Here is a 17716-nt window from a genome sequence, read left to right as displayed (position 1 = left end):
ATGTTTCGCAGAGCTAGCCTCTTGTTTGCCGGCGCGCTGGTCGGCGCCGCGACGACGCTTCTTGTTGCCGGCCAGCCGCTGATGCCGGCGAACGCGGCCGGGAGCGAGACCTACCGTCAACTGGCCATCTTCGGCGACATCTTCGAACGCGTGCGCGCCAACTATGTCGAGGCGCCCGAGGAAAGGGAGCTCATCGAGAACGCGATCAACGGCATGCTGACCGCGCTCGACCCGCACTCGTCCTTCCTCAACGCCGAGGACGCCGAGGACATGCGCACCCAGACGCGTGGCGAGTTCGGCGGGCTGGGCATCGAGGTGACGATGGAAGACGAACTCGTCAAGGTGATCGCGCCCATGTTCGGCACGCCCGCCGAGGCGGCGGGCGTTCTCGCCGGCGACCTGATCGCCCGGATCGACGGCGAGGAGGTGCGCGGCCTGACCTTGCAGCAGGCGGTCGAGAGAATGCGCGGACCGGTGAACACGCCGATCGAGCTGACGATCCTGCGCGAAGGCCTGGCCGAGCCGGTCGAGATCACCATCGTCCGCGACATCATCAAGCTTCAGGCCGTCAAGGTCCGCACCGAGGGCGATGTCGGCTATCTGCGGGTCATCTCGTTCACCGAACAGACCTATGACGATCTGCGCGAGGGCCTTGAGCAACTGACCGAGCAGATCGGCGAGGACAATCTCCAAGGCATCGTGCTGGACCTGCGCCTCAACCCGGGCGGCCTGCTCGACCAGGCGATCAGCATTTCCGACGCCTTCCTCGAAAAGGGCCTGATCGTCTCCACGCGCGGGCGCGACGACCGCGACAGCCGGCGCTTTTCGGCCCGCCGCGGCGACCTGCTTGACGGCAAGCCCGTCGTCGTGCTGATCAATGGCGGCTCCGCATCGGCCTCCGAGATCGTCGCCGGCGCACTTCAGGACCACCGCCGCGCGACCGTCGTCGGCACCCGGTCTTTCGGCAAGGGATCGGTGCAGACCATCATCCCGCTGGGCGAGGCGGGCGCGCTGCGCCTGACCACGGCGCTCTATTACACGCCGGCCGGAACGTCGATCCAGGGCAAGGGCATCACGCCGGACATCGAGGTGCAGCAGACCCTTCCCCAGGAGTTGCGCGACCGGCAGGATGAACTCGCGCGCGGCGAATCCGACCTGCGCGGCCATATCCAGGGCGAAGAGGAGGACGAGAACGGCTCCGGCTCGATCGCCTATGTCCCGCAGGACGCCGAACAGGACGATCAGCTGCAATATGCGCTGTCGCTGTTGCGGGGCGAGGTTGCCCACGCCGCCTTCCCGGCCGATCCGAGCGAGGCGATCCCGAACTGACCGCACGCGCCATTGCCAAACCGTCCATGAGGCATGAACATCGGGGCCGCCGTCGACCGGCGGCCCTTTGATTCGCCTCCTTTCCCAGGTGCGAGACCGTTCATGACCGACCTTCACGCACCGCTGGGCGCCGACAGGCCGAAAAAGGCGGTCGGCACGCAGGCACCGGCGCAAAGGGCAGGCCGCTGGTCCGGTGTTGGCGCCGCGCTCGCCTTCGCCCTGGTGCTGGCGGGCGCCAATCTGGCGATCCTCGCAACGGGCGGCCCGGCGCGGGAAACCACGCTCCTCACCCTCCCCGCGCCGGCCGCGACCGGACGGGGCGGCACCCTGACGACCGGCGCCGTCACCGTGTCCGATCCCGCTGCGAGCGAGGGCGCGGACGTCAACATCGTCTACGGAGACGGCGGCGCGGACCGCCGGACGTCCGACCTGCCGCTGCCGACATTCGACGATGGCGGCCGGCAGGTCTCGCCGGGCGGGCCGAAGATCATCACCGTGCGCGATCCGGCGGCCGCGCGCGTGGGCCAGCCCCTTCAGGTGGCGCACCTGCCCGAGGAGGGTGCGCTCGAAGACAGCGATTTCGGGCCGCTGCCGGTGCGCACGGACGATGGCCGCCGCCCGATGGACATCTACGCCCGCCCCTGGTCGGGCGACAGGGGCAAGCGGATCGCGATCGTCATTGGCGGCCTCGGCCTGTCCCAGACCGGCAGCCACCGCGCGATCGAGATCCTGCCGCCCGAAATCACGCTGGCCTTCGCGTCGACCGGCCATTCGCTGCGGCGCTGGATGGGCGAGGCGCGCAAGGGGGGCCACGAACTGCTCGTCCAGGTGCCGATGGAGCCGCACGGATATCCCGAGATCGACCCCGGACCGCGCACGCTTCGCTTGGCCTCGTCCGCCGAAGCCAATCTTGAGAAGCTGCACTGGGCGCTCGGCCGGCTGACCAACTATACCGGGGTGATGAACCATATGGGCGCGCGCTTCGCCGCCGACGAGGCGGCGATGGCCCCCGTTCTGGGGGATCTCGCCCATCGCGGCCTCCTGTTCTTCAACGACGGGTCGGCCGGCGGCCAGCCGCTGGCCGATGCCGCGCGCGCGCGGGGCGTGCCCTATCTGTCGGCCGACATCGTCATCGACGCCTCGCGCCGGCGCGGCGACATCGAAACGCGGCTGAAGGCCCTTGAGGAACTGGCCGCGGCGCGCGGCTATGCCGTCGGCAGCGGCTCGGCGCTCGAACTGACCGTCGGCACCGTCGCCGACTGGGCGGAAGACGCCAAGAAGCGCGGCTTCGAACTGGTCGGCGTCGCATCGCTCGCCGGCCGGAGCCGGTAGCCGCCATGTCCGCAAAGACCGTGCCGGCCGACACGCTGCCCTACCGCCCCTGCGCCGGCATGATGGTGCTCAACCGGCAGGGGCTCGTCTGGGTCGGCCGCCGCATGAAGCAGGGCAACACCGAATATTCCGGCGCGCCGCTTCTTTGGCAGATGCCGCAGGGCGGAATCGATCCGGGCGAGGACCCGCTTCCGGCCGCCCGGCGCGAACTCTACGAGGAAACCGGTATCCGCTCGGTCGAGCTGATCGAGCGGGCGCCCCGCGCCGTCCGCTACGATTTGCCCGCGCACATGATGGGCATCGGGCTCAAGGGCAGGTATCGCGGGCAGGAGCAGCACTGGTTCGCCTTCCGCTTCACCGGCGGCGAGAGCGAGATCCGGGTCGATCCGCCGCCCGATGGTCACGACCCGGAATTCGACGCCTGGCGATGGGTCGAGATGGCGACGCTTCCCGACGGCATCGTCGACTTCAAGCGCGACGCCTACCGCCAGGTCGTCGCCATGTTCGGCCATCTGGCCGGCACGCGCAGCTGACGGCGGCGCGCGCGTGAACACCTGATTGTCATATGCAGCCGCTACGGGATGAAGCCATGATCATCAGCAAGACCGTTTTTCGCCCGTCGGCGCCGGAGGACAGGATCGCCGTGCGCGCGGTCCACAGGCGCGCCTTCGGCCGGGACGCGGAGGCGGACCTGGCCGTCGCCCTGCTGGAAGGGGCGACGGTGACGATCGACATGCTGGCGAAGATCGACGCCATGGTCGTCGGGCATGTCGTGCTGTCCGAACTGTCCGGGCCGGAGCGGTCGCTCGGTCTCGGTCCGCTGGGGGTCGATCCCGAATGGCACGATTTCAAGATCGGCACCGAACTGACGCGGCGCGCGCTGGAACAGGCGCGGCGCGGGGGCTGGAAGAGCGTCTTCGTGCTGGGCGATCCGGCCTATTACCGCCGCTTCGGCTTCAAGCGGTCGCTCGCCGAGCCCGTCCGCTGCGCCTATCAGAGCGATGCCCTGCAAGCGCTCGAACTCGCCCCGGGCGGCCTTGAGGGCTATGCGGGCCCGGTCGCCTATCCGCCCGAATTCCACGCCGTCGACTGACGCGCGGGCAAGGAGAAACAGCTTTCCGGCCGGGCGCGGCAAGCAGAGCCGTTCTAGGCCGGCAGAACCGCGTCCTGCAACGTGGCGAGCTGGTCGAGATAGGCCTGCGCCTTGGCGCGGGCCTCGTCATCCCTGGCGTCGGCCACATCCTCGCGCGCGTCCTCGATGCGCTGTTCGAGGTCCGCCCGATCGATGTCGGCGACACGGACCGCCGATTCGGCAAGGATGGTGCAGGCCTGCGGCGTGACGTCCACGAACCCGCCGAAAACGACGTAATTGTCAGCCTGGCCATCCGAAAGGGTCACCTCGGCAACGCCAGGCCGCAATGTCGACATGGTCGGCGCATGGTCGGCCAGCACGGTGAAATAGCCGTCCGTTCCGGGCACGACGACCGCGCTTACCTCGGCCGAGACGAGCAATTGTTCGGGCGAAACCAGTTCGAAGTTGAAGCCGTCGGCCATGGTCTCAGTCAATCTCCTTGGCGAGCGAGCCCAGGACGCCGAACGCGGCCCCGACCAACGCTCCGACGAGCACGTTCAGCACCACCGGGTTGTTCGGAATGATGCCGATGAACTCGTCGAGCGAGTTCGGGCCGATCAGGAAACCGACCAGGGCGCCGGCCATTCCCATCTGGGCGATCAGGTTGATCTTCACGCGTTCACCCTCCCGGCGGGCCGCCCGCACACGTGCGGCCCCCGGCCCTCATAACATCAGGCGGCCTCGGCGGCCAGCCTTTGCGCCTTCTCGACGGCTTCCTCGATGGTGCCGACCATATAGAAGGCGGCCTCGGGAAGATGGTCGTACGCGCCTTCGACGAGCCCCTTGAAGCCCTTGATCGTATCGGCGAGGTCGACGAGCTTGCCCGGCGCGCCGGTGAACACCTCGGCGACGAAGAAGGGCTGGGACAGGAAGCGCTCGATCTTGCGCGCGCGCGCCACGGTCAGCTTGTCCTCTTCGCTGAGTTCGTCCATGCCCAGGATCGCGATGATGTCCTGGAGCGACTTGTAGCGCTGGAGCGTTGCCTGCACGGCGCGCGCGACGTCATAGTGCTCCTGGCCGACCACTTGCGGGTCGAGCATGCGGGAGCTGGAATCGAGCGGGTCCACGGCCGGGTAGATGCCCTTTTCGGAGATGGCGCGGTTGAGCACGGTCGTCGCATCGAGGTGGGCGAACGAGGTCGCTGGCGCCGGGTCGGTCAGATCGTCGGCGGGGACATAGATGGCCTGCACCGAGGTGATCGAGCCCTTGGTGGTCGTGGTGATGCGCTCCTGCAACGCGCCCATGTCCGTGGCGAGCGTGGGCTGATAGCCCACGGCGGACGGGATGCGGCCGAGCAGCGCCGACACTTCCGAGCCCGCCTGGGTGAAGCGGAAGATGTTGTCGACGAAGAACAGCACGTCCTGGCCCTGGTCGCGGAAATATTCGGCGATGGTCAGGCCGGTCAGGCCGACGCGCGCGCGTGCGCCGGGCGGCTCGTTCATCTGGCCGAAGACGAGCGCGGCCTTCGAGCCTTCGCCACCGCCTTCCTTGTTCACGCCCGATTCGATGAATTCGTGATAGAGATCGTTGCCCTCGCGGGTGCGCTCGCCGACGCCGGCGAACACTGAAAAGCCGCCATGGGCCTTGGCCACATTGTTGATCAGTTCCTGGATCAGAACGGTCTTGCCGACGCCGGCGCCGCCGAACAGGCCGATCTTGCCGCCCTTGGCGTAGGGGGCGAGCAGGTCGAGCACCTTGATGCCCGTGACAAGGATTTCGGCCTCGGTCGACTGGTCGACATATTCGGGCGCGGGCTGGTGGATGCCGCGCACCTCCTCGCCCTTGACCTCGCCGGCCTCGTCGATCGGCTCGCCGACCACGTTGATGATGCGGCCCAGAAGCTGCGGGCCGACCGGAATGGCGATCGGCGTCGCCGTATCGGCCACCGGCTGGCCGCGCACGAGGCCTTCGGTCGAATCCATGGCGATGCAGCGCACAATGTTCTCGCCCAGATGCTGGGCGACCTCCAGCACCAGGCGCACGCCGTTGTTGTCGGTCTCGAGCGCGTTGAGGATTTCCGGCAGCGCATCATCGAATTTGACGTCCACGACCGCGCCGATGACCTGTTCGATCCTGCCGGTCGCGGCTTTTGCCTTGGCTGCTGCTTTTGCCATCTTCGCTTCCTCTTTCGTGGCGCGACCGGCCGGCCGCTCCGCAATTGCGTGACGCCCTCAGGCGTCGGTCAGTTTCAGTTCGCTTTCAATCCGGTCGAGCCGGGATTCGGGTCGATCAAGCGCCGGTCCCCAACGGTCTGGCCGCGGCCTTCGAGCTTGTCGGCGCGCCTATGGCGCGAAGCTGCCGACGGCTGCACCTGCGAAATCGCGCCCTGAAGGTTGGAAAGCCGAAATCCGATGTTTGATTGGCCCCGTTCAAACGCCGACATTCGAAACGTCAGATCCGAGACCTCTTGCTTGATATCCTCAACGGCAGTCCAGATTTGCCGCACATGCTCCGGAACCAGATTTTCCGCGTTCTCACTCATGGTTCGACCCTATCACAGCGCCTCGGCGCCCGAAATGATCTCGATGAGTTCCTTGGTGATCTGCGCCTGACGCTGGCGGTTGTAGCTCAGCGTCAACCGGTCGATCATCTCGCCGGCATTGCGGGTGGCATTGTCCATGGCGGTCATCTTGGCGCCCATCTCGCCGGCTGCGTTTTCAAGCAGCGCGCGGAAGATCTGCACCGAAATGTTGCGCGGCACCAGGTCTTCGAGGATGGCGCCCGCATCGGGTTCGTACTCGTATATCGCGGCGGCGCCCGCACCGCCGGCATCGTCGTCGGCGGTCGCCGGAATGATCCGCTGGCCTGTCGGCACCTGGCTGATCACCGACTTGAACTCGGAATAGTAGAGCGTGGCGACGTCGAATGCTTCGTCCTCGAACAGGCCGATGACTTTCCTGCCGATCGTGTCCGCGTTGACGAAGCCGACCGATTTGACCTCGCGCAGTTCGACGAGTTCAATGATCAGCGGCGCGAATTCGCGCTTGAGGATGTCAAAGCCCTTCTTGCCGACGCACAGGATCTTGACGTCCTTGCCCTCGCCCTGAAGGCGGCGGACATCCTCGCGCACCATCTTGGCGATCGAGGAATTGAAGCCGCCGCAAAGCCCGCGCTCGGCGGTGCAGCAGATCAGAAGATGGACCCGGTCTCCGCCCGAGCCGGCCATCAGGCGCGGCGCGTCATCGCCGTCGACGGACGCGGCCAGATTGGCCAGCACCGCGCCCATGCGCTGCGAATAGGGGCGCGCGGCCTCGGCGGCCTCGTGCGCCCGGCGCAGCTTGGCCGCGGCGACCATCTGCATCGCCCTTGTGATCTTCTGCGTCGCCTTGACGGAGGAGATGCGGCTGCGAAGGTCCTTCAATGAAGGCATCGGTCAAACCCTTTTGAACGCGGCCTTCCCGTGTCAGGCGAAGCTCTTGGCGAACGCGTCGATGGCGGCCTTGAGCTTGCCCTCGATCTCGTCGGTCAGCTTCTGCTCGGCGCGGATGGCGTCGAGCACGTCCCTGCCCTCGCCGCGCATATGCGTGAGCAGACCCTGTTCGAACGCGCCGACCCGGTCGACCGGCAAGCCGTCCAGATAGCCGTTGACGCCGGCAAAGATGACCGCGACCTGCTCCTCGGTCTTGAGCGGCGAGAATTGCGGCTGCTTGAGCAGTTCGGTCAGGCGCGCGCCGCGATTGAGCAGGCGCTGCGTGGCGGCATCGAGATCGGAGCCGAACTGCGCGAACGCGGCCATCTCGCGATACTGGGCAAGCTCGCCCTTGATCGAGCCGGCGACCTGCTTCATCGCCTTGACCTGCGCGGACGAGCCCACGCGCGACACCGAAAGGCCGACATTGACGGCCGGGCGGATGCCCTGGAAGAACAGGTCCGTCTCAAGGAAGATCTGCCCGTCGGTGATCGAGATCACGTTGGTCGGAATGAAGGCGGACACGTCGTTGCCCTGCGTTTCGATGACCGGCAGGGCGGTCAGCGAGCCCGCGCCATTGTCCTCGTTCAGCTTGGCCGCGCGCTCCAGAAGCCGCGAATGCAGGTAGAACACATCGCCGGGATAGGCCTCGCGGCCCGGCGGGCGGCGCAGCAGGAGCGACATCTGGCGATAGGCGACGGCCTGCTTGGACAGATCGTCATAGCCGATCAGCGCATGCTTGCCATTGTCGCGGAAATATTCGCCGATCGCGCAGCCGGCGAACGGCGCCAGGAACTGCAACGGCGCCGGATCGGAGGCGGTGGCGGCGATGATGATCGAATAGTCGAGCGCGCCCCGCTCCTCCAGCACCTTGACGAACTGGGCGACGGTCGAGCGCTTCTGGCCGACGGCGACATAGACGCAGTAGAGCTTCTCGTTCTCAGGGCCGCTGTCGTGGATCGGCTTCTGGTTCAGGAACGTGTCGAGCAGAATCGCGGTCTTGCCGGTCTGGCGGTCGCCGATGACGAGTTCGCGCTGGCCGCGGCCGACTGGGATCAGCGCGTCGATCGCCTTCAGGCCCGTCGACATCGGCTCATGCACCGACTTGCGTGGGATGATGCCCGGCGCCTTGACGTCGACGCGCCGGCGCTCGGCGGTGTTGATGGGACCCTTGCCGTCAAGCGGATTGCCGAGCGGGTCGACCACGCGCCCAAGCAGTTCCATGCCGACGGGCACGTCCACGATCGCGCCCGTGCGCTTGACCGTGTCGCCTTCCTTGATGTCGCGGTCGTTGCCGAAGATCACCGCGCCGACATTGTCGCTTTCAAGGTTCAGCGCCATGCCGGCAATGCCGCCGGGGAACGCGACCATCTCGCCGGCCTGCACCTGATCGAGCCCGTAGATGCGGGCGATGCCGTCGCCGACCGACAGCACCTGCCCGATTTCCGAGACCTCGGCCTCCTGGCCGAAATTCTTGATCTGGTCCTTGAGGATTGCGGAGATTTCCGCGGCACGGATGTCCATCAGCCGACCTCTTTGAGTGCAAGCTTGAGTGAGGAGAGTTTCGTCTTCAGCGAGGAATCGATCTGACGCGAGCCGATCTTGACGACCAGGCCGCCCAGGATCGACGGATCGACCGTCACAGACAGCGTGACGTCCTTGCCGGCGACCCGCTTGAGCGTGGCCTTGAGCGCCTTTTCCTGCGTGGCGTTGAGCGCGGCGGCGCTCGTGACCTCGGCGATCACCTCGCCGCGCGCGCGCGCGGCGATCGCCCCGAACGCCTTGATGATCGCCGGCAGGGCGAACAGGCGCCGATTGCGGGCGACGACCCGAAGGAAATTGGCCGTAAGCGGTTCGAGCCCGGCCTTGGCGACAATGGCATCGAGCGCGGCCGACTGCTCGTCGGCGGAAAAGACCGGGCTCTCGATCAGGCGCTTGAGATCGGCGCTTTCGCCGATCAGCACCCCGAAGGCGTCAAGGGCCGTCCCGACCGCCTCGACCGCGCCGGATTCGGAGGCCAGCTCATAGAGCGAGCGGGCATAGCGATCGGCAACCGAGGAAGTGGGGGATATGCTGGCCACCGCGCCGAAGGTCCCTGTTTTCGGGCATGTGCCGAAGTGCCACGCGAAGGCAAGTCAACACATTGAATTGATTTTTCTTTTTTCGGCCCGCCGGGAAAGTGGTCGTCCCCTCCGAGAGCCGGTCCAGCGCCGTCTAGCATAGCGTTTTTGGCGGTGCAAGGTGATCCGCCCACCCTTTTGTCACAGGGCAAAAGGCGCTCTTGAACGGTTTCAGCGCACATATCCCAGCGCAAGGGCGAGCGGGCCCGCCGCAAGCGCGATCTCGAAGGCCAGCGAGCCCCAGTTGAAGCCGCTGTTGCCCCTGTCGGCGAAGATCGAAACCAGCCGGCCGAGCGCCGTGAAGGCCCATCCCGCGCCGAGCACGAGCCAGACGAAGGGCTGCTGGAAGACGATCGCCAGAAGACCGGTCCCCAGATAGAAGCCGGCCATCGTCGCCCGGCTCTCCGACAGGGCTGCGGGCACGCCTTCGGCGGTGCGCAGGCGCAGGATGCGAAAGGTCGCGCGCGGCGCGAAGAAGCAGATCAGGCCGAAGATGACGGTGATGACGGCCGAGGTCCAGGCGAGCCATTCGCCGGGCGTTTGCGGGGGTATGAGGGTGAGCATGATGGAACCTTTGCTGAGGGCGCGTTGCGGATCGGGCTATGTCAAAGAAAACTCTGCGGGTCGACATCGACCGCCACGCGGACCGAGCCGCGCGGGTTGGGCGCCGTGGCGATCATGGCGCGCAGATAGGCCTGCATGTCGGCTCGCTCGGTGCCGTGCACCAGGAGCCGGAACCGGTGCCGTCCGCGCACCATGGCGAGCGGCGCCTCGGCCGGCCCGAGAACCATGATGTCGTGCGACGCCGGGGCGGCGGCGCGCAGGCTCCGGCCATGGGCTTCGGCGTCGGCGCGGCTGCCGGCCGACACGATGATCGCGGCCAGCCGGCCGAAGGGCGGCATCCGGCCGCGCGCGCGCTCGGCGATCTGGGCGGCGTAGAAAGCGTCGAGATCGCCCTTCGCGCAGGCTTTGAGCACCGGATGCTCGGGCTGGTAGGTCTGGATCAGGCCATGGCTCCGCCGCCCCGTGCGGCCGGCCCGGCCGGTCACCTGCGACAGAAGCTGGAAGGTGCGTTCGGCCGCGCGCGGATCGCCATTGGCAAGGCCGAGATCGGCGTCGACCGCGCCGACCAGCGTCAAGAGCGGGAAGTTGTGGCCCTTGGCGACCAGTTGCGTGCCGATGACGATGTCGGCCTCGCCCCCGGCGATCGCCTCCATTTCGAGCCGCAGGCGCTTGACCCCGCCCGCCATGTCCGACGACAGCACGGTCACCCGCGCATCGGGGAAGTGGCCAAGCGTCTCCTCGGCGATGCGCTCGATGCCCGGCCCGCAGGCGACCAGATGGTCGAACGTGCCGCATTGCGGGCAGGCTTCGGGCACCGGCTCGTGATGGCCGCAATGATGGCACTGCAATTGCCGCCGGAACCGATGCTCGACCAGCCAAGCCGAGCAATCCTCGCAGGCGAAGCGATGCCCGCACGCCCGGCACAGCGTCAGCGGCGCATAGCCGCGCCGGTTGAGGAACAGGAGCGACTGCTCGCCCTTCTCCAGCGTTCGCGCCATGGCTTCCAGCAGCACCGGCGACAGGAAGCCGCCCCGCGCCGGCGGGCTCTTGCGCATGTCGACGAGCCTGACATCGGGCAGGGCGGCGTCGGCGAACCGGCGCGGCAATGTCAGGTGCCTGTAGCGGCCTTCAAGGGCATTGTGGCGGGTTTCCACCGACGGCGTCGCCGACACCAGCACGACCGGGCAGCCGGCGAGCTTGGCGCGCACCACCGCCATGTCGCGCGCATTGTAGTGGACGCGGTCCTCCTGCTTGTAGGCCGTGTCATGCTCCTCGTCGACGATGATCAGGCCGAGATCGGCGAACGGCAGGAACAGCGCCGAGCGCGCGCCGGCGACGACGCGCACGCGCCCTTCGACCACCTGCCGCCAGACCTTCTCGCGCATCCTGGGCGGAAGGTCCGAATGCCAGGGCGCGGGCGGGGCGCCGAAGCGCGCCTCGAACCGGTCGATGAAGCTCTGGGTCAGCGCGATCTCCGGCAGCAGGACCAGGACCTGCCGGCCCGCTTCGAGCGCGGCGGCGATCGCCTCGAAATAGACCTCGGTCTTGCCGGCGCCGGTGACGCCTTCGAGCAGCGCGACCGAAAAGGCGCGCGCGGCGACCCCGTCCGCAAGCCTTCGCGCGGCCCCGGCCTGCTCGGCGCGCAGATCGGGGACCGCGTGGGCCGGATCGGGCGGCGCGACGACCGGCGGCGGCGGCAGCGTCACCGCCTCGAACGCGCCGGCCTTCGCCAGTCCGTCGACCACTGACGGCGACACGCCCGCCGCATGGGCAAGGCCCGGGCGCGTCCAGGACGCCGGGCGCGTTTCGGCGGCAAGGGCGAGCACGCGCGCGCGCGCCGCGGTCAGGCGTTCGGGGCGCGTTTCGGTCAGCCGCAGCGCCGGCACCGGCGCTTCGGGCTCGAAAGCGGCGGGCGCGCGCAGCGCCATGCGCGCGACCAGGCCCGGCGCCGACAGCGTATAGCGCGCCACCCATGCGATGAAGCGGCGCATGTCTTCGGCGAGCGGCGGACAGTCGAAGACGGCCGTCACCGGCCGCAGCTTCGCGGCATCGACGGGCACGTCCCGCCCCGCCGCGTCCCAGACCAGGCCCGGCACCTGGCGCGGGCCGAGCGGCACCTTCACGATCGCGCCCGGCGCGGCCGACAACGCTTCGGGCAGCGCATAGGTGTAGGGCACCGGAGACGGCGTCGGCACCAAAACCGATACGGTTCGGGCAACTTTTTGCGAATCGGTCCTCATGGCGGGTGACCTTGCAGCCCGATTGCTCTAAACGGAACCCGACCGAGCGGCGCGGCCGCGCAATCCGAAAGCGGGAAAACAAGACATGAAGTTCTTTGTCGACACGGCGGACGTCAACGAAATCCGTGCGCTCAACGATATCGGCCTGCTCGACGGGGTGACCACGAACCCCTCGCTCATCATGAAGTCGGGCCGGCCCTATGGCGAGGTGACAAAGGAAATCTGCGACATCGTGGAAGGCCCCGTCTCCGCCGAGGTCACCGCGACCGATTTCGGCGGCATGATGAAAGAGGCCGATGTGCTCGGCGCGATCGCCGACAATATCTGCATCAAGCTGCCGCTGACGATGGATGGGCTGAAAGCCTGCCGCGCGATCACCCAGGGCGGCCGGCAGGTCAATGTGACGCTGTGCTTTTCGGCCAACCAGGCGCTTTTGGCCGCCAAGGCGGGCGCGACGTTCATCTCGCCCTTCGTGGGCCGCATCGACGACCTGGCGGTGGACGGGATGGAGCTGATCGAGGAGATTCGCACCATCTACGACAATTACGATTTCGGCACCGAGATCCTCGCCGCCTCGATCCGCACGGTCAATCACGTCAAGCAGGCCGCGCTGATCGGCGCCGACGTGGCGACCGTGCCGCCGGCAACGCTCAAGGCGCTGTTCAGGCACCCGCTGACCGACAAGGGGCTGGACGCGTTCCTGGCCGACTGGGCCAAGACCGGCCAGACAATCGCGTGACGGCCTGGGAACGGCTTAGTCAGCGCAATTTGGCCCCGCGCGCGGCCGGCGCGCGATCGCGGCACGGCTCAAGTCCGGTCGAATGCGCCAAGTGTGGCGTTCCAAGTGTGGCGTTCAGGGCGCAAACACCGCATCCGCGTCGTCCTTAAGCCGGTGCTCGCAATGGCCCTGCAAGGCGTGCGTCAGGTCCTGCACGTCCCCGTCGAGCGCTTCGGGAGCGATCGGCGCGCCGAGCGTCATCGAAAAGGTGCTGCCGGTCTTGTTGAGCAACTCATGGAACACGGTCATGTCGCGCAGTTCCGGGTTGCGGTGCGCGAGCAGGTAGAAAAGCCAGGAATTGCGGGCCTCGACATGCATGGGAACGATCGGCACGTCATAACGCTTGGCCATCTGGATGCCGGTCGCCATCCATGGCCGTTCGCGCAGCGCGCCGTGCGACCAGTAGGCGATGCGGCCGGACGGGAACAACACGATCGCCTTGCCGTCCTTGAAGGCGCGGTTGGTGCGCACCAGCGTCTCGCGGCTCTTGGCATGCGATTTCTGGCCGGCGCGCCATTCCACCGGGATGATGATGTCGGCCAGCCCCTTGGAGACGCGGATCGCGTCGCGGTTGGCGAAGAACATGAAGTCCGGCCTTGTGTCCTTGAGCATGTCATGGACGGCGATCCCATCGGCGATGCCGGTCGGGTGATTGGAGACCAGGATGAAGGCGCCCTTGCGCGGCAGGTGCCCGGCCCCGGACACGCGCACATCCAGCTTCAGCAGGTCGGAGACGTAGCCGAAGCAATCGAGCCCCTTCATCTCGGCGACGGCGTCGGCCATGCGCACCGCCTGATCATAGTGCAGGATCTTGTAGAGCGCCGGCCGCAGCAACGGCCAGGCCAGGCTCTTGACCAGCGTCTGGCCGCGCTCGGCGATCAACTGGTCGACGATGTGCGGGTCGCCGGCCTGCCTGCTGGCTTGCGTGCGGCCGCTAATGACGCCCGCAAAGGTCGAGGTCACGCTTTGGATTTCCATGGCCATTGTGTCCGGTCTGGGTGAACAGTCCCTTGCCGATTTGTGTATCGGCATTATGACACATGTGCGAACGTGTTGAAAACGCCGCCCGCCGGCCGGGGGGCGTTCGTGTGCAATTTGCCGCACGGCCGGCGGGCGGCCGTGGATTGCGGGCATCGCGAGCCAGACGCGCTCTAACCTTCGCCGACCCCCCGATAGGCCTGCTCGCCCCAGATCTGCGTGACGCGCTCGTCGCGCCCGCAGGCGGCGCGGTAGCCCTTGTAGGCGCGTGCCTTGGTGACAAGGCCGAACCGCGTCAGGACGCGCTCCTGGCTCAGATGATAGTCGAGGTGATAGTCCTCGGCCTGCCAGAAGGCGACCGGGCCCTCGACCGGCGTGACGACCGGCTGCCCGAGCGCTTGCGAGGCGGCGTTGACGGCTTCGAGCGCGGCCCGCTTCTCGGTGTCGTCCGCGGCATGGATCGCCGTTTCGTAGGACCGGCCGCGGTCGCAGAACTGGCCGCCGGAATCAAGCGGATCGATGGTGCGCAGGAAGATGTCGACGAGCGTTCGGTAGTCGGTCACGGAAGGGTCGTAGTCGATCCTGACCACTTCGCGGTGGCGGCCGTGATTGCGATAGGTCGGGTTGCGCATCTCGCCGCCGGCATAGCCCGAGGTGGTGCCGACCACGCCGGCCACCTTGTCGAAGTCCGCCTCCACGCACCAAAAACACCCGCCTGCGACCACGAGCGATCTGGTTTCGGCCTGGGCGGGCGCGGGCGCGGCAAGAATGGCCAGCAAGCCGGACAGGACGAGCGAACGAACAAGGGACAACGGCATGAAGCGGCTCCGATCTGCACTCTGTACCATACCGACTAGAGAATGTCCGCAGCGGACAGGCAACTCAATCGCGGACACGTTTGTGTGAGGGCGGCCGCGGGCGCCGCAAGGGCACATGCTTGTCAAACGGGGGGCGGCTGCCTATGCATGCCGCGCCCTTTCCCCTTGTCCCGCGATGGCTGTCTTGCTTGCCCGCCTGAAAACCGCCTTCCGAGACCGGCAGAATCTATGGCGCGCGAGCTGGAGCGCCGACCTGGCCAGGCCGGCGAACCGGCGGCGCGCCTATCTCGACATGATGGCGTCCGACCACGGCGTCCTGCGCCTTTGGTGGCGCAATATGGACGAGATCGCGCCCGGCGTTTGGCGCTCGAACCAGCCTTCGCCGGAACAGGTCCGGGATCTTGCGCGCCGCGGCATCCGCACCATCGTCAATCTGCGCGGCCCGTCGAGCTGGGGGTCCTACTATCTGGAACGGGAAACCAGCGGGGCGCTGGGCATCAAGATGGTCGATGCGCGGCTCTATTCGCGCATGCCGCCGACGCCCGAAGAAGTGGAAGCCCTGTTCGCGCTGTTCGAGACCGCCGACAAGCCGCTCCTTATGCATTGCAAGTCCGGTGCCGACAGGGCCGGGCTGGGCGCGGCTCTCTACATGCTCTGGGCCGGCCGGCCGCCAGAGGCGGCGGCGCGGCAGCTCTCGCTGCGCTATCTGCACGTAAGGCACGCCAAGACCGGCGTGCTCGACCGCTTCATCGAAGACTATGCGCGCGCGCACCGGCAAAGCGGCATCGCGTTCCGCGACTGGCTGCACACCACCTATGACAGGCAGGCGGTTATGGATGCCCATCGGGCCAGCCGGGTTGGCAGTTTCCTGACCGACCGGATCCTGCGCCGCGAATGAACCGGCACTCCCGCCGGACACTCTAGCCCTACCAGCGCACCGGCTCGCCCGGCGCGGCCGGCTCGATCGCCAGCGCATGCACGCCTGCGGCCAGTTCTGCCGACAGCGCCGCGTTGACCGCCCTGTGGCGCGCGAGCCGCGCCATGCCCTCGAAGGCCGCAGAGACGATGCGCACGCGAAAATGGGTTTCGCCCGTGCCGTCCACCGCGCCGCCCTGATGGCCGGCATGCAGGTGGCTCTCATTGATCACTTCGAGCCGCTGGGGGGCGAAAGCCGCCGTCAACCTGTCGCGCATCGCGCTTTCAATGGAACCCGTCAATGGCTATCTCCCGCTTGTCACGCGCCGTCAGGACCGGTAAACGGGTGCGTGGTTTTCCGCGCCCCTGCATCCGCCCTACCGCGCGCATCCCTCGTGTCAATCCTTGTTTGTCCGGGCTCCGGCCCCATAATCGCTTCGCATGAAAACCAGTTCGAAATATTTCGATTCGATCCGCATCAAGCCGGGCGGCAAGAAGCGCCAGGCCGAGGAGGAGGCGCGCAACCGCTGCCAATGGGCCGGCTGCGAAAATCCGGGCCGCCACAAGGCGCCGGCGGGCCGCAACCGCGAGGGCGAATATCTGTGGTTCTGCCTCGACCATGTGCGCGAATACAACAAGAACTACAACTATTTCTCGGGCCTTTCGGACGAGGACATCGCCCGCTTCCAGAAGGACTCGATGACCGGCAACCGGCCAACCTGGAAGATGGGCACGGCGAACGCCAGGACGACGGCCGCGCCCGTCTTCTCCGATCTCAAGTCGGGGTCGGCCAAGGCCATGCGCATGCGCGACCCGGACGCATGGGCGAACGCGCGCAACGCCGCCCCGGTTCGCCGGCTCAAGCCGCTTGAGTCCAAGGCCATGCGCACGCTCGGGCTCAAGGACGAGGCGAACTCCGACGACATCAAGACCCGCTACAAGGAGCTGGTCAAGAAGCACCATCCCGACGCCAATGGCGGTGACCGCACCTCCGAGGAGCGGTTCCGCGACGTCATCCAGGCATATCAACTGTTAAAGACCGCGGGGCTGTGCTAGCCCGCCTCCGACTGTGACCGTGAAGCCCGGCGACCCGGCGCCGCGCCAGGAATGACCCATGAACAAGATCGACCTCGACATTGCCGACATGCCCGACACCACCGTCGACGTGCGCGAGACCTTCGGTCTCGACGTCGACATGGCCGTGCCGGCTTTTTCGGCCGTCGCCTCGCACGTGCCGGAGATCGATCGCGACTATATTTTCGACCGGGCGACGACGCTGGCGATCCTGGCCGGGTTCGCCCACAATCGCCGCGTGATGGTCTCGGGCTATCACGGCACCGGCAAGTCGACCCATATCGAGCAGGTCGCCGCAAGGCTCAACTGGCCGGCCGTCCGCGTCAACCTGGACAGCCATATCTCCCGGATCGACCTGGTCGGAAAGGACGCCATCGTCGTGCGCGAGGGCAAGCAGGTCACCGAGTTCCGCGACGGCATCCTGCCCTGGGCCTATCAGCACAATGTCGCGCTCGTCTTCGACGAATATGACGCCGGCCGTCCGGACGTGATGTTCGTCATCCAGCGCGTGCTTGAATCCTCGGGCCGTCTGACGCTGCTCGACCAGAGCCGCGTCATCCGGCCGCACCCCGCCTTCCGCCTGTTCGCCACCGCCAACACGGTCGGCCTGGGCGATACGACAGGGCTCTATCACGGCACCCAGCAGATCAACCAGGCGCAGATGGACCGCTGGTCGATCGTCACCACGCTCAACTATCTGCCGCATGACAACGAGGTCGAGATCGTCCTGGCCAAGGCCAAGCACTATCAGACGCGAGAGGGCCGCGAGACGGCGGGCGCCATGGTGCGCCTCGCCGACCTGACGCGGCAGGCCTTCATCAATGGCGACCTTTCGACCGTGATGAGCCCGCGCACGGTGATCACCTGGGCGGAGAACGCCGAGATTTTCGGCGATCTGGCGATGGCCTTCCGCCTGACCTTCCTGAACAAGTGCGACGATCTGGAGCGCACGCTGGTGGCCGAGTTCTACCAGCGCTGCTTCGGCGAGGAACTGAAGGAATCGGCGGCGAATGTCGCGTTGAGCTAG

General features: G+C 67.2%; 20 protein-coding genes. 8 read left to right on the top strand and 12 right to left on the bottom strand.

Annotated elements, in window-relative coordinates; genetic code table 11:
* The 4 genes from AC5E6L_RS00800 (at position 1) to AC5E6L_RS00785 (ending at position 3754) form a co-directional block, all read left to right on the top strand.
* Positions 1–1329 carry a S41 family peptidase gene (locus tag AC5E6L_RS00800; RefSeq protein ID WP_491229030.1) on the top strand — a complete coding sequence of 443 codons (1329 nt, stop codon included), beginning with the start codon at positions 1–3 and terminating at the stop codon, positions 1327–1329.
* Positions 1330–1431: 102 nt separating this feature from the next.
* Positions 1432–2661, top strand: a complete 1230-nt coding sequence (locus AC5E6L_RS00795; protein ID WP_491770579.1) for a divergent polysaccharide deacetylase family protein — start codon at positions 1432–1434, stop codon at positions 2659–2661.
* A 5-nt stretch (positions 2662–2666) separates the two neighbouring features.
* On the top strand, positions 2667–3194 hold the full coding sequence (locus AC5E6L_RS00790) for an RNA pyrophosphohydrolase (RefSeq protein ID WP_491770577.1): 528 nt from the start codon (positions 2667–2669) through the stop codon (positions 3192–3194).
* Between the two features lie 56 nt (positions 3195–3250).
* Complete coding sequence (locus AC5E6L_RS00785) at positions 3251–3754, top strand: GNAT family N-acetyltransferase (RefSeq protein ID WP_491230516.1); 504 nt, start codon at positions 3251–3253, stop codon at positions 3752–3754.
* Between the two features lie 53 nt (positions 3755–3807).
* On the opposite strand, the gene AC5E6L_RS00780 is transcribed toward AC5E6L_RS00785, so the two are convergent.
* From AC5E6L_RS00780 to AC5E6L_RS00740, 9 genes are all read right to left on the bottom strand, one after another.
* Entirely contained in the window at positions 3808–4215 is a 408-nt protein-coding gene (locus AC5E6L_RS00780) for a F0F1 ATP synthase subunit epsilon (protein ID WP_491230517.1), read from the bottom strand.
* Between the two features lie 4 nt (positions 4216–4219).
* On the bottom strand, positions 4220–4408 hold the full coding sequence (locus AC5E6L_RS00775; protein ID WP_491230518.1) for a hypothetical protein: 189 nt from the start codon (positions 4406–4408) through the stop codon (positions 4220–4222).
* Between the two features lie 56 nt (positions 4409–4464).
* Positions 4465–5907 (bottom strand): F0F1 ATP synthase subunit beta, encoded by a 1443-nt coding sequence (gene atpD, locus AC5E6L_RS00770; protein ID WP_491230519.1) that lies wholly within the window; start codon positions 5905–5907, stop codon positions 4465–4467.
* A 74-nt stretch (positions 5908–5981) separates the two neighbouring features.
* Positions 5982–6275, bottom strand: a complete 294-nt coding sequence (locus AC5E6L_RS00765; protein WP_491230520.1) for a hypothetical protein — start codon at positions 6273–6275, stop codon at positions 5982–5984.
* A gap of 12 nt (positions 6276–6287) precedes the next feature.
* Positions 6288–7163, bottom strand: a complete 876-nt coding sequence (locus AC5E6L_RS00760) for a F0F1 ATP synthase subunit gamma (RefSeq protein ID WP_491770574.1) — start codon at positions 7161–7163, stop codon at positions 6288–6290.
* A 33-nt stretch (positions 7164–7196) separates the two neighbouring features.
* Positions 7197–8726 carry a F0F1 ATP synthase subunit alpha gene (gene atpA / locus AC5E6L_RS00755; protein ID WP_491770572.1) on the bottom strand — a complete coding sequence of 510 codons (1530 nt, stop codon included), beginning with the start codon at positions 8724–8726 and terminating at the stop codon, positions 7197–7199.
* A complete protein-coding gene (locus AC5E6L_RS00750; protein WP_491770570.1) occupies positions 8726–9283 on the bottom strand; it encodes a F0F1 ATP synthase subunit delta in 558 nt (185 codons plus the stop codon). The genes atpA and AC5E6L_RS00750 overlap by 1 nt, the downstream gene beginning before the upstream one ends.
* A 210-nt stretch (positions 9284–9493) precedes the next feature.
* On the bottom strand, positions 9494–9886 hold the full coding sequence (locus AC5E6L_RS00745; RefSeq protein WP_491229255.1) for an AGROH133_08824 family phage infection protein: 393 nt from the start codon (positions 9884–9886) through the stop codon (positions 9494–9496).
* 41 nt (positions 9887–9927) lie between these two features.
* A complete protein-coding gene (locus AC5E6L_RS00740) occupies positions 9928–12126 on the bottom strand; it encodes a primosomal protein N' (protein WP_491770568.1) in 2199 nt (732 codons plus the stop codon).
* An 85-nt stretch (positions 12127–12211) separates the two neighbouring features.
* On the opposite strand from AC5E6L_RS00740, the gene fsa reads away from it, so the two are divergent.
* Positions 12212–12865: a fructose-6-phosphate aldolase gene (fsa, locus tag AC5E6L_RS00735; RefSeq protein WP_491229253.1), complete on the top strand. Its 654-nt coding sequence runs from the start codon at positions 12212–12214 to the stop codon at positions 12863–12865.
* Positions 12866–12979: 114 nt separating this feature from the next.
* On the opposite strand, the gene AC5E6L_RS00730 is transcribed toward fsa, so the two are convergent.
* Together AC5E6L_RS00730 and msrA are read right to left on the bottom strand one after the other, a co-directional pair.
* Positions 12980–13882 carry a lysophospholipid acyltransferase family protein gene (locus AC5E6L_RS00730; protein WP_491770566.1) on the bottom strand — a complete coding sequence of 301 codons (903 nt, stop codon included), beginning with the start codon at positions 13880–13882 and terminating at the stop codon, positions 12980–12982.
* A gap of 173 nt (positions 13883–14055) precedes the next feature.
* Positions 14056–14700 carry a peptide-methionine (S)-S-oxide reductase MsrA gene (gene msrA, locus AC5E6L_RS00725; protein ID WP_491229251.1) on the bottom strand — a complete coding sequence of 215 codons (645 nt, stop codon included), beginning with the start codon at positions 14698–14700 and terminating at the stop codon, positions 14056–14058.
* 175 nt (positions 14701–14875) lie between these two features.
* Between msrA and AC5E6L_RS00720 the strand changes: the two genes are divergently transcribed.
* Entirely contained in the window at positions 14876–15598 is a 723-nt protein-coding gene (locus AC5E6L_RS00720) for a fused DSP-PTPase phosphatase/NAD kinase-like protein (protein ID WP_491229250.1), read from the top strand.
* Positions 15599–15626: 28 nt separating this feature from the next.
* On the opposite strand, the gene AC5E6L_RS00715 is transcribed toward AC5E6L_RS00720, so the two are convergent.
* Positions 15627–15893: a BolA family protein gene (locus tag AC5E6L_RS00715; RefSeq protein ID WP_491229258.1), complete on the bottom strand. Its 267-nt coding sequence runs from the start codon at positions 15891–15893 to the stop codon at positions 15627–15629.
* Positions 15894–16056: 163 nt separating this feature from the next.
* Here AC5E6L_RS00715 and AC5E6L_RS00710 point away from each other — a divergent pair, with 163 nt between their 5' ends.
* Positions 16057–16671, top strand: coding sequence for a J domain-containing protein (locus tag AC5E6L_RS00710; protein WP_491229249.1), 615 nt, complete (start codon positions 16057–16059; stop codon positions 16669–16671).
* A gap of 58 nt (positions 16672–16729) precedes the next feature.
* Positions 16730–17716, top strand: a complete 987-nt coding sequence (gene cobS, locus AC5E6L_RS00705; protein WP_491229248.1) for a cobaltochelatase subunit CobS — start codon at positions 16730–16732, stop codon at positions 17714–17716.

Source organism: Roseitalea sp. (genome assembly GCF_984466335.1).
This window is presented reverse-complemented; position numbering and strand designations above follow the sequence as displayed.

Bases quoted from the DNA above. Each gene is read 5' to 3' on its own strand.
- AC5E6L_RS00780 (WP_491230517.1), bottom strand. From the start codon at position 4,215: ATGGCCGACGGCTTCAACTTCGAACTGGTTTCGCCCGAACAATTGCTC.
- AC5E6L_RS00790 (WP_491770577.1), top strand. From the start codon at position 2,667: ATGTCCGCAAAGACCGTGCCGGCCGACACGCTGCCCTACCGCCCCTGC.
- AC5E6L_RS00745 (WP_491229255.1), bottom strand. From the start codon at position 9,886: ATGCTCACCCTCATACCCCCGCAAACGCCCGGCGAATGGCTCGCCTGG.
- AC5E6L_RS00740 (WP_491770568.1), bottom strand. From the start codon at position 12,126: ATGAGGACCGATTCGCAAAAAGTTGCCCGAACCGTATCGGTTTTGGTG.
- msrA (WP_491229251.1), bottom strand. From the start codon at position 14,700: ATGCCGTTGTCCCTTGTTCGTTCGCTCGTCCTGTCCGGCTTGCTGGCC.
- atpA (WP_491770572.1), bottom strand. From the start codon at position 8,726: ATGGACATCCGTGCCGCGGAAATCTCCGCAATCCTCAAGGACCAGATC.
- AC5E6L_RS00760 (WP_491770574.1), bottom strand. From the start codon at position 7,163: ATGCCTTCATTGAAGGACCTTCGCAGCCGCATCTCCTCCGTCAAGGCG.
- AC5E6L_RS00710 (WP_491229249.1), top strand. From the start codon at position 16,057: ATGAAAACCAGTTCGAAATATTTCGATTCGATCCGCATCAAGCCGGGC.
- atpD (WP_491230519.1), bottom strand. From the start codon at position 5,907: ATGGCAAAAGCAGCAGCCAAGGCAAAAGCCGCGACCGGCAGGATCGAA.
- AC5E6L_RS00715 (WP_491229258.1), bottom strand. From the start codon at position 15,893: ATGCGCGACAGGTTGACGGCGGCTTTCGCCCCCCAGCGGCTCGAAGTG.
- AC5E6L_RS00720 (WP_491229250.1), top strand. From the start codon at position 14,876: ATGGCTGTCTTGCTTGCCCGCCTGAAAACCGCCTTCCGAGACCGGCAG.
- AC5E6L_RS00785 (WP_491230516.1), top strand. From the start codon at position 3,251: ATGATCATCAGCAAGACCGTTTTTCGCCCGTCGGCGCCGGAGGACAGG.
- AC5E6L_RS00765 (WP_491230520.1), bottom strand. From the start codon at position 6,275: ATGAGTGAGAACGCGGAAAATCTGGTTCCGGAGCATGTGCGGCAAATC.
- cobS (WP_491229248.1), top strand. From the start codon at position 16,730: ATGAACAAGATCGACCTCGACATTGCCGACATGCCCGACACCACCGTC.
- fsa (WP_491229253.1), top strand. From the start codon at position 12,212: ATGAAGTTCTTTGTCGACACGGCGGACGTCAACGAAATCCGTGCGCTC.
- AC5E6L_RS00730 (WP_491770566.1), bottom strand. From the start codon at position 13,882: ATGGAAATCCAAAGCGTGACCTCGACCTTTGCGGGCGTCATTAGCGGC.
- AC5E6L_RS00800 (WP_491229030.1), top strand. From the start codon at position 1: ATGTTTCGCAGAGCTAGCCTCTTGTTTGCCGGCGCGCTGGTCGGCGCC.
- AC5E6L_RS00795 (WP_491770579.1), top strand. From the start codon at position 1,432: ATGACCGACCTTCACGCACCGCTGGGCGCCGACAGGCCGAAAAAGGCG.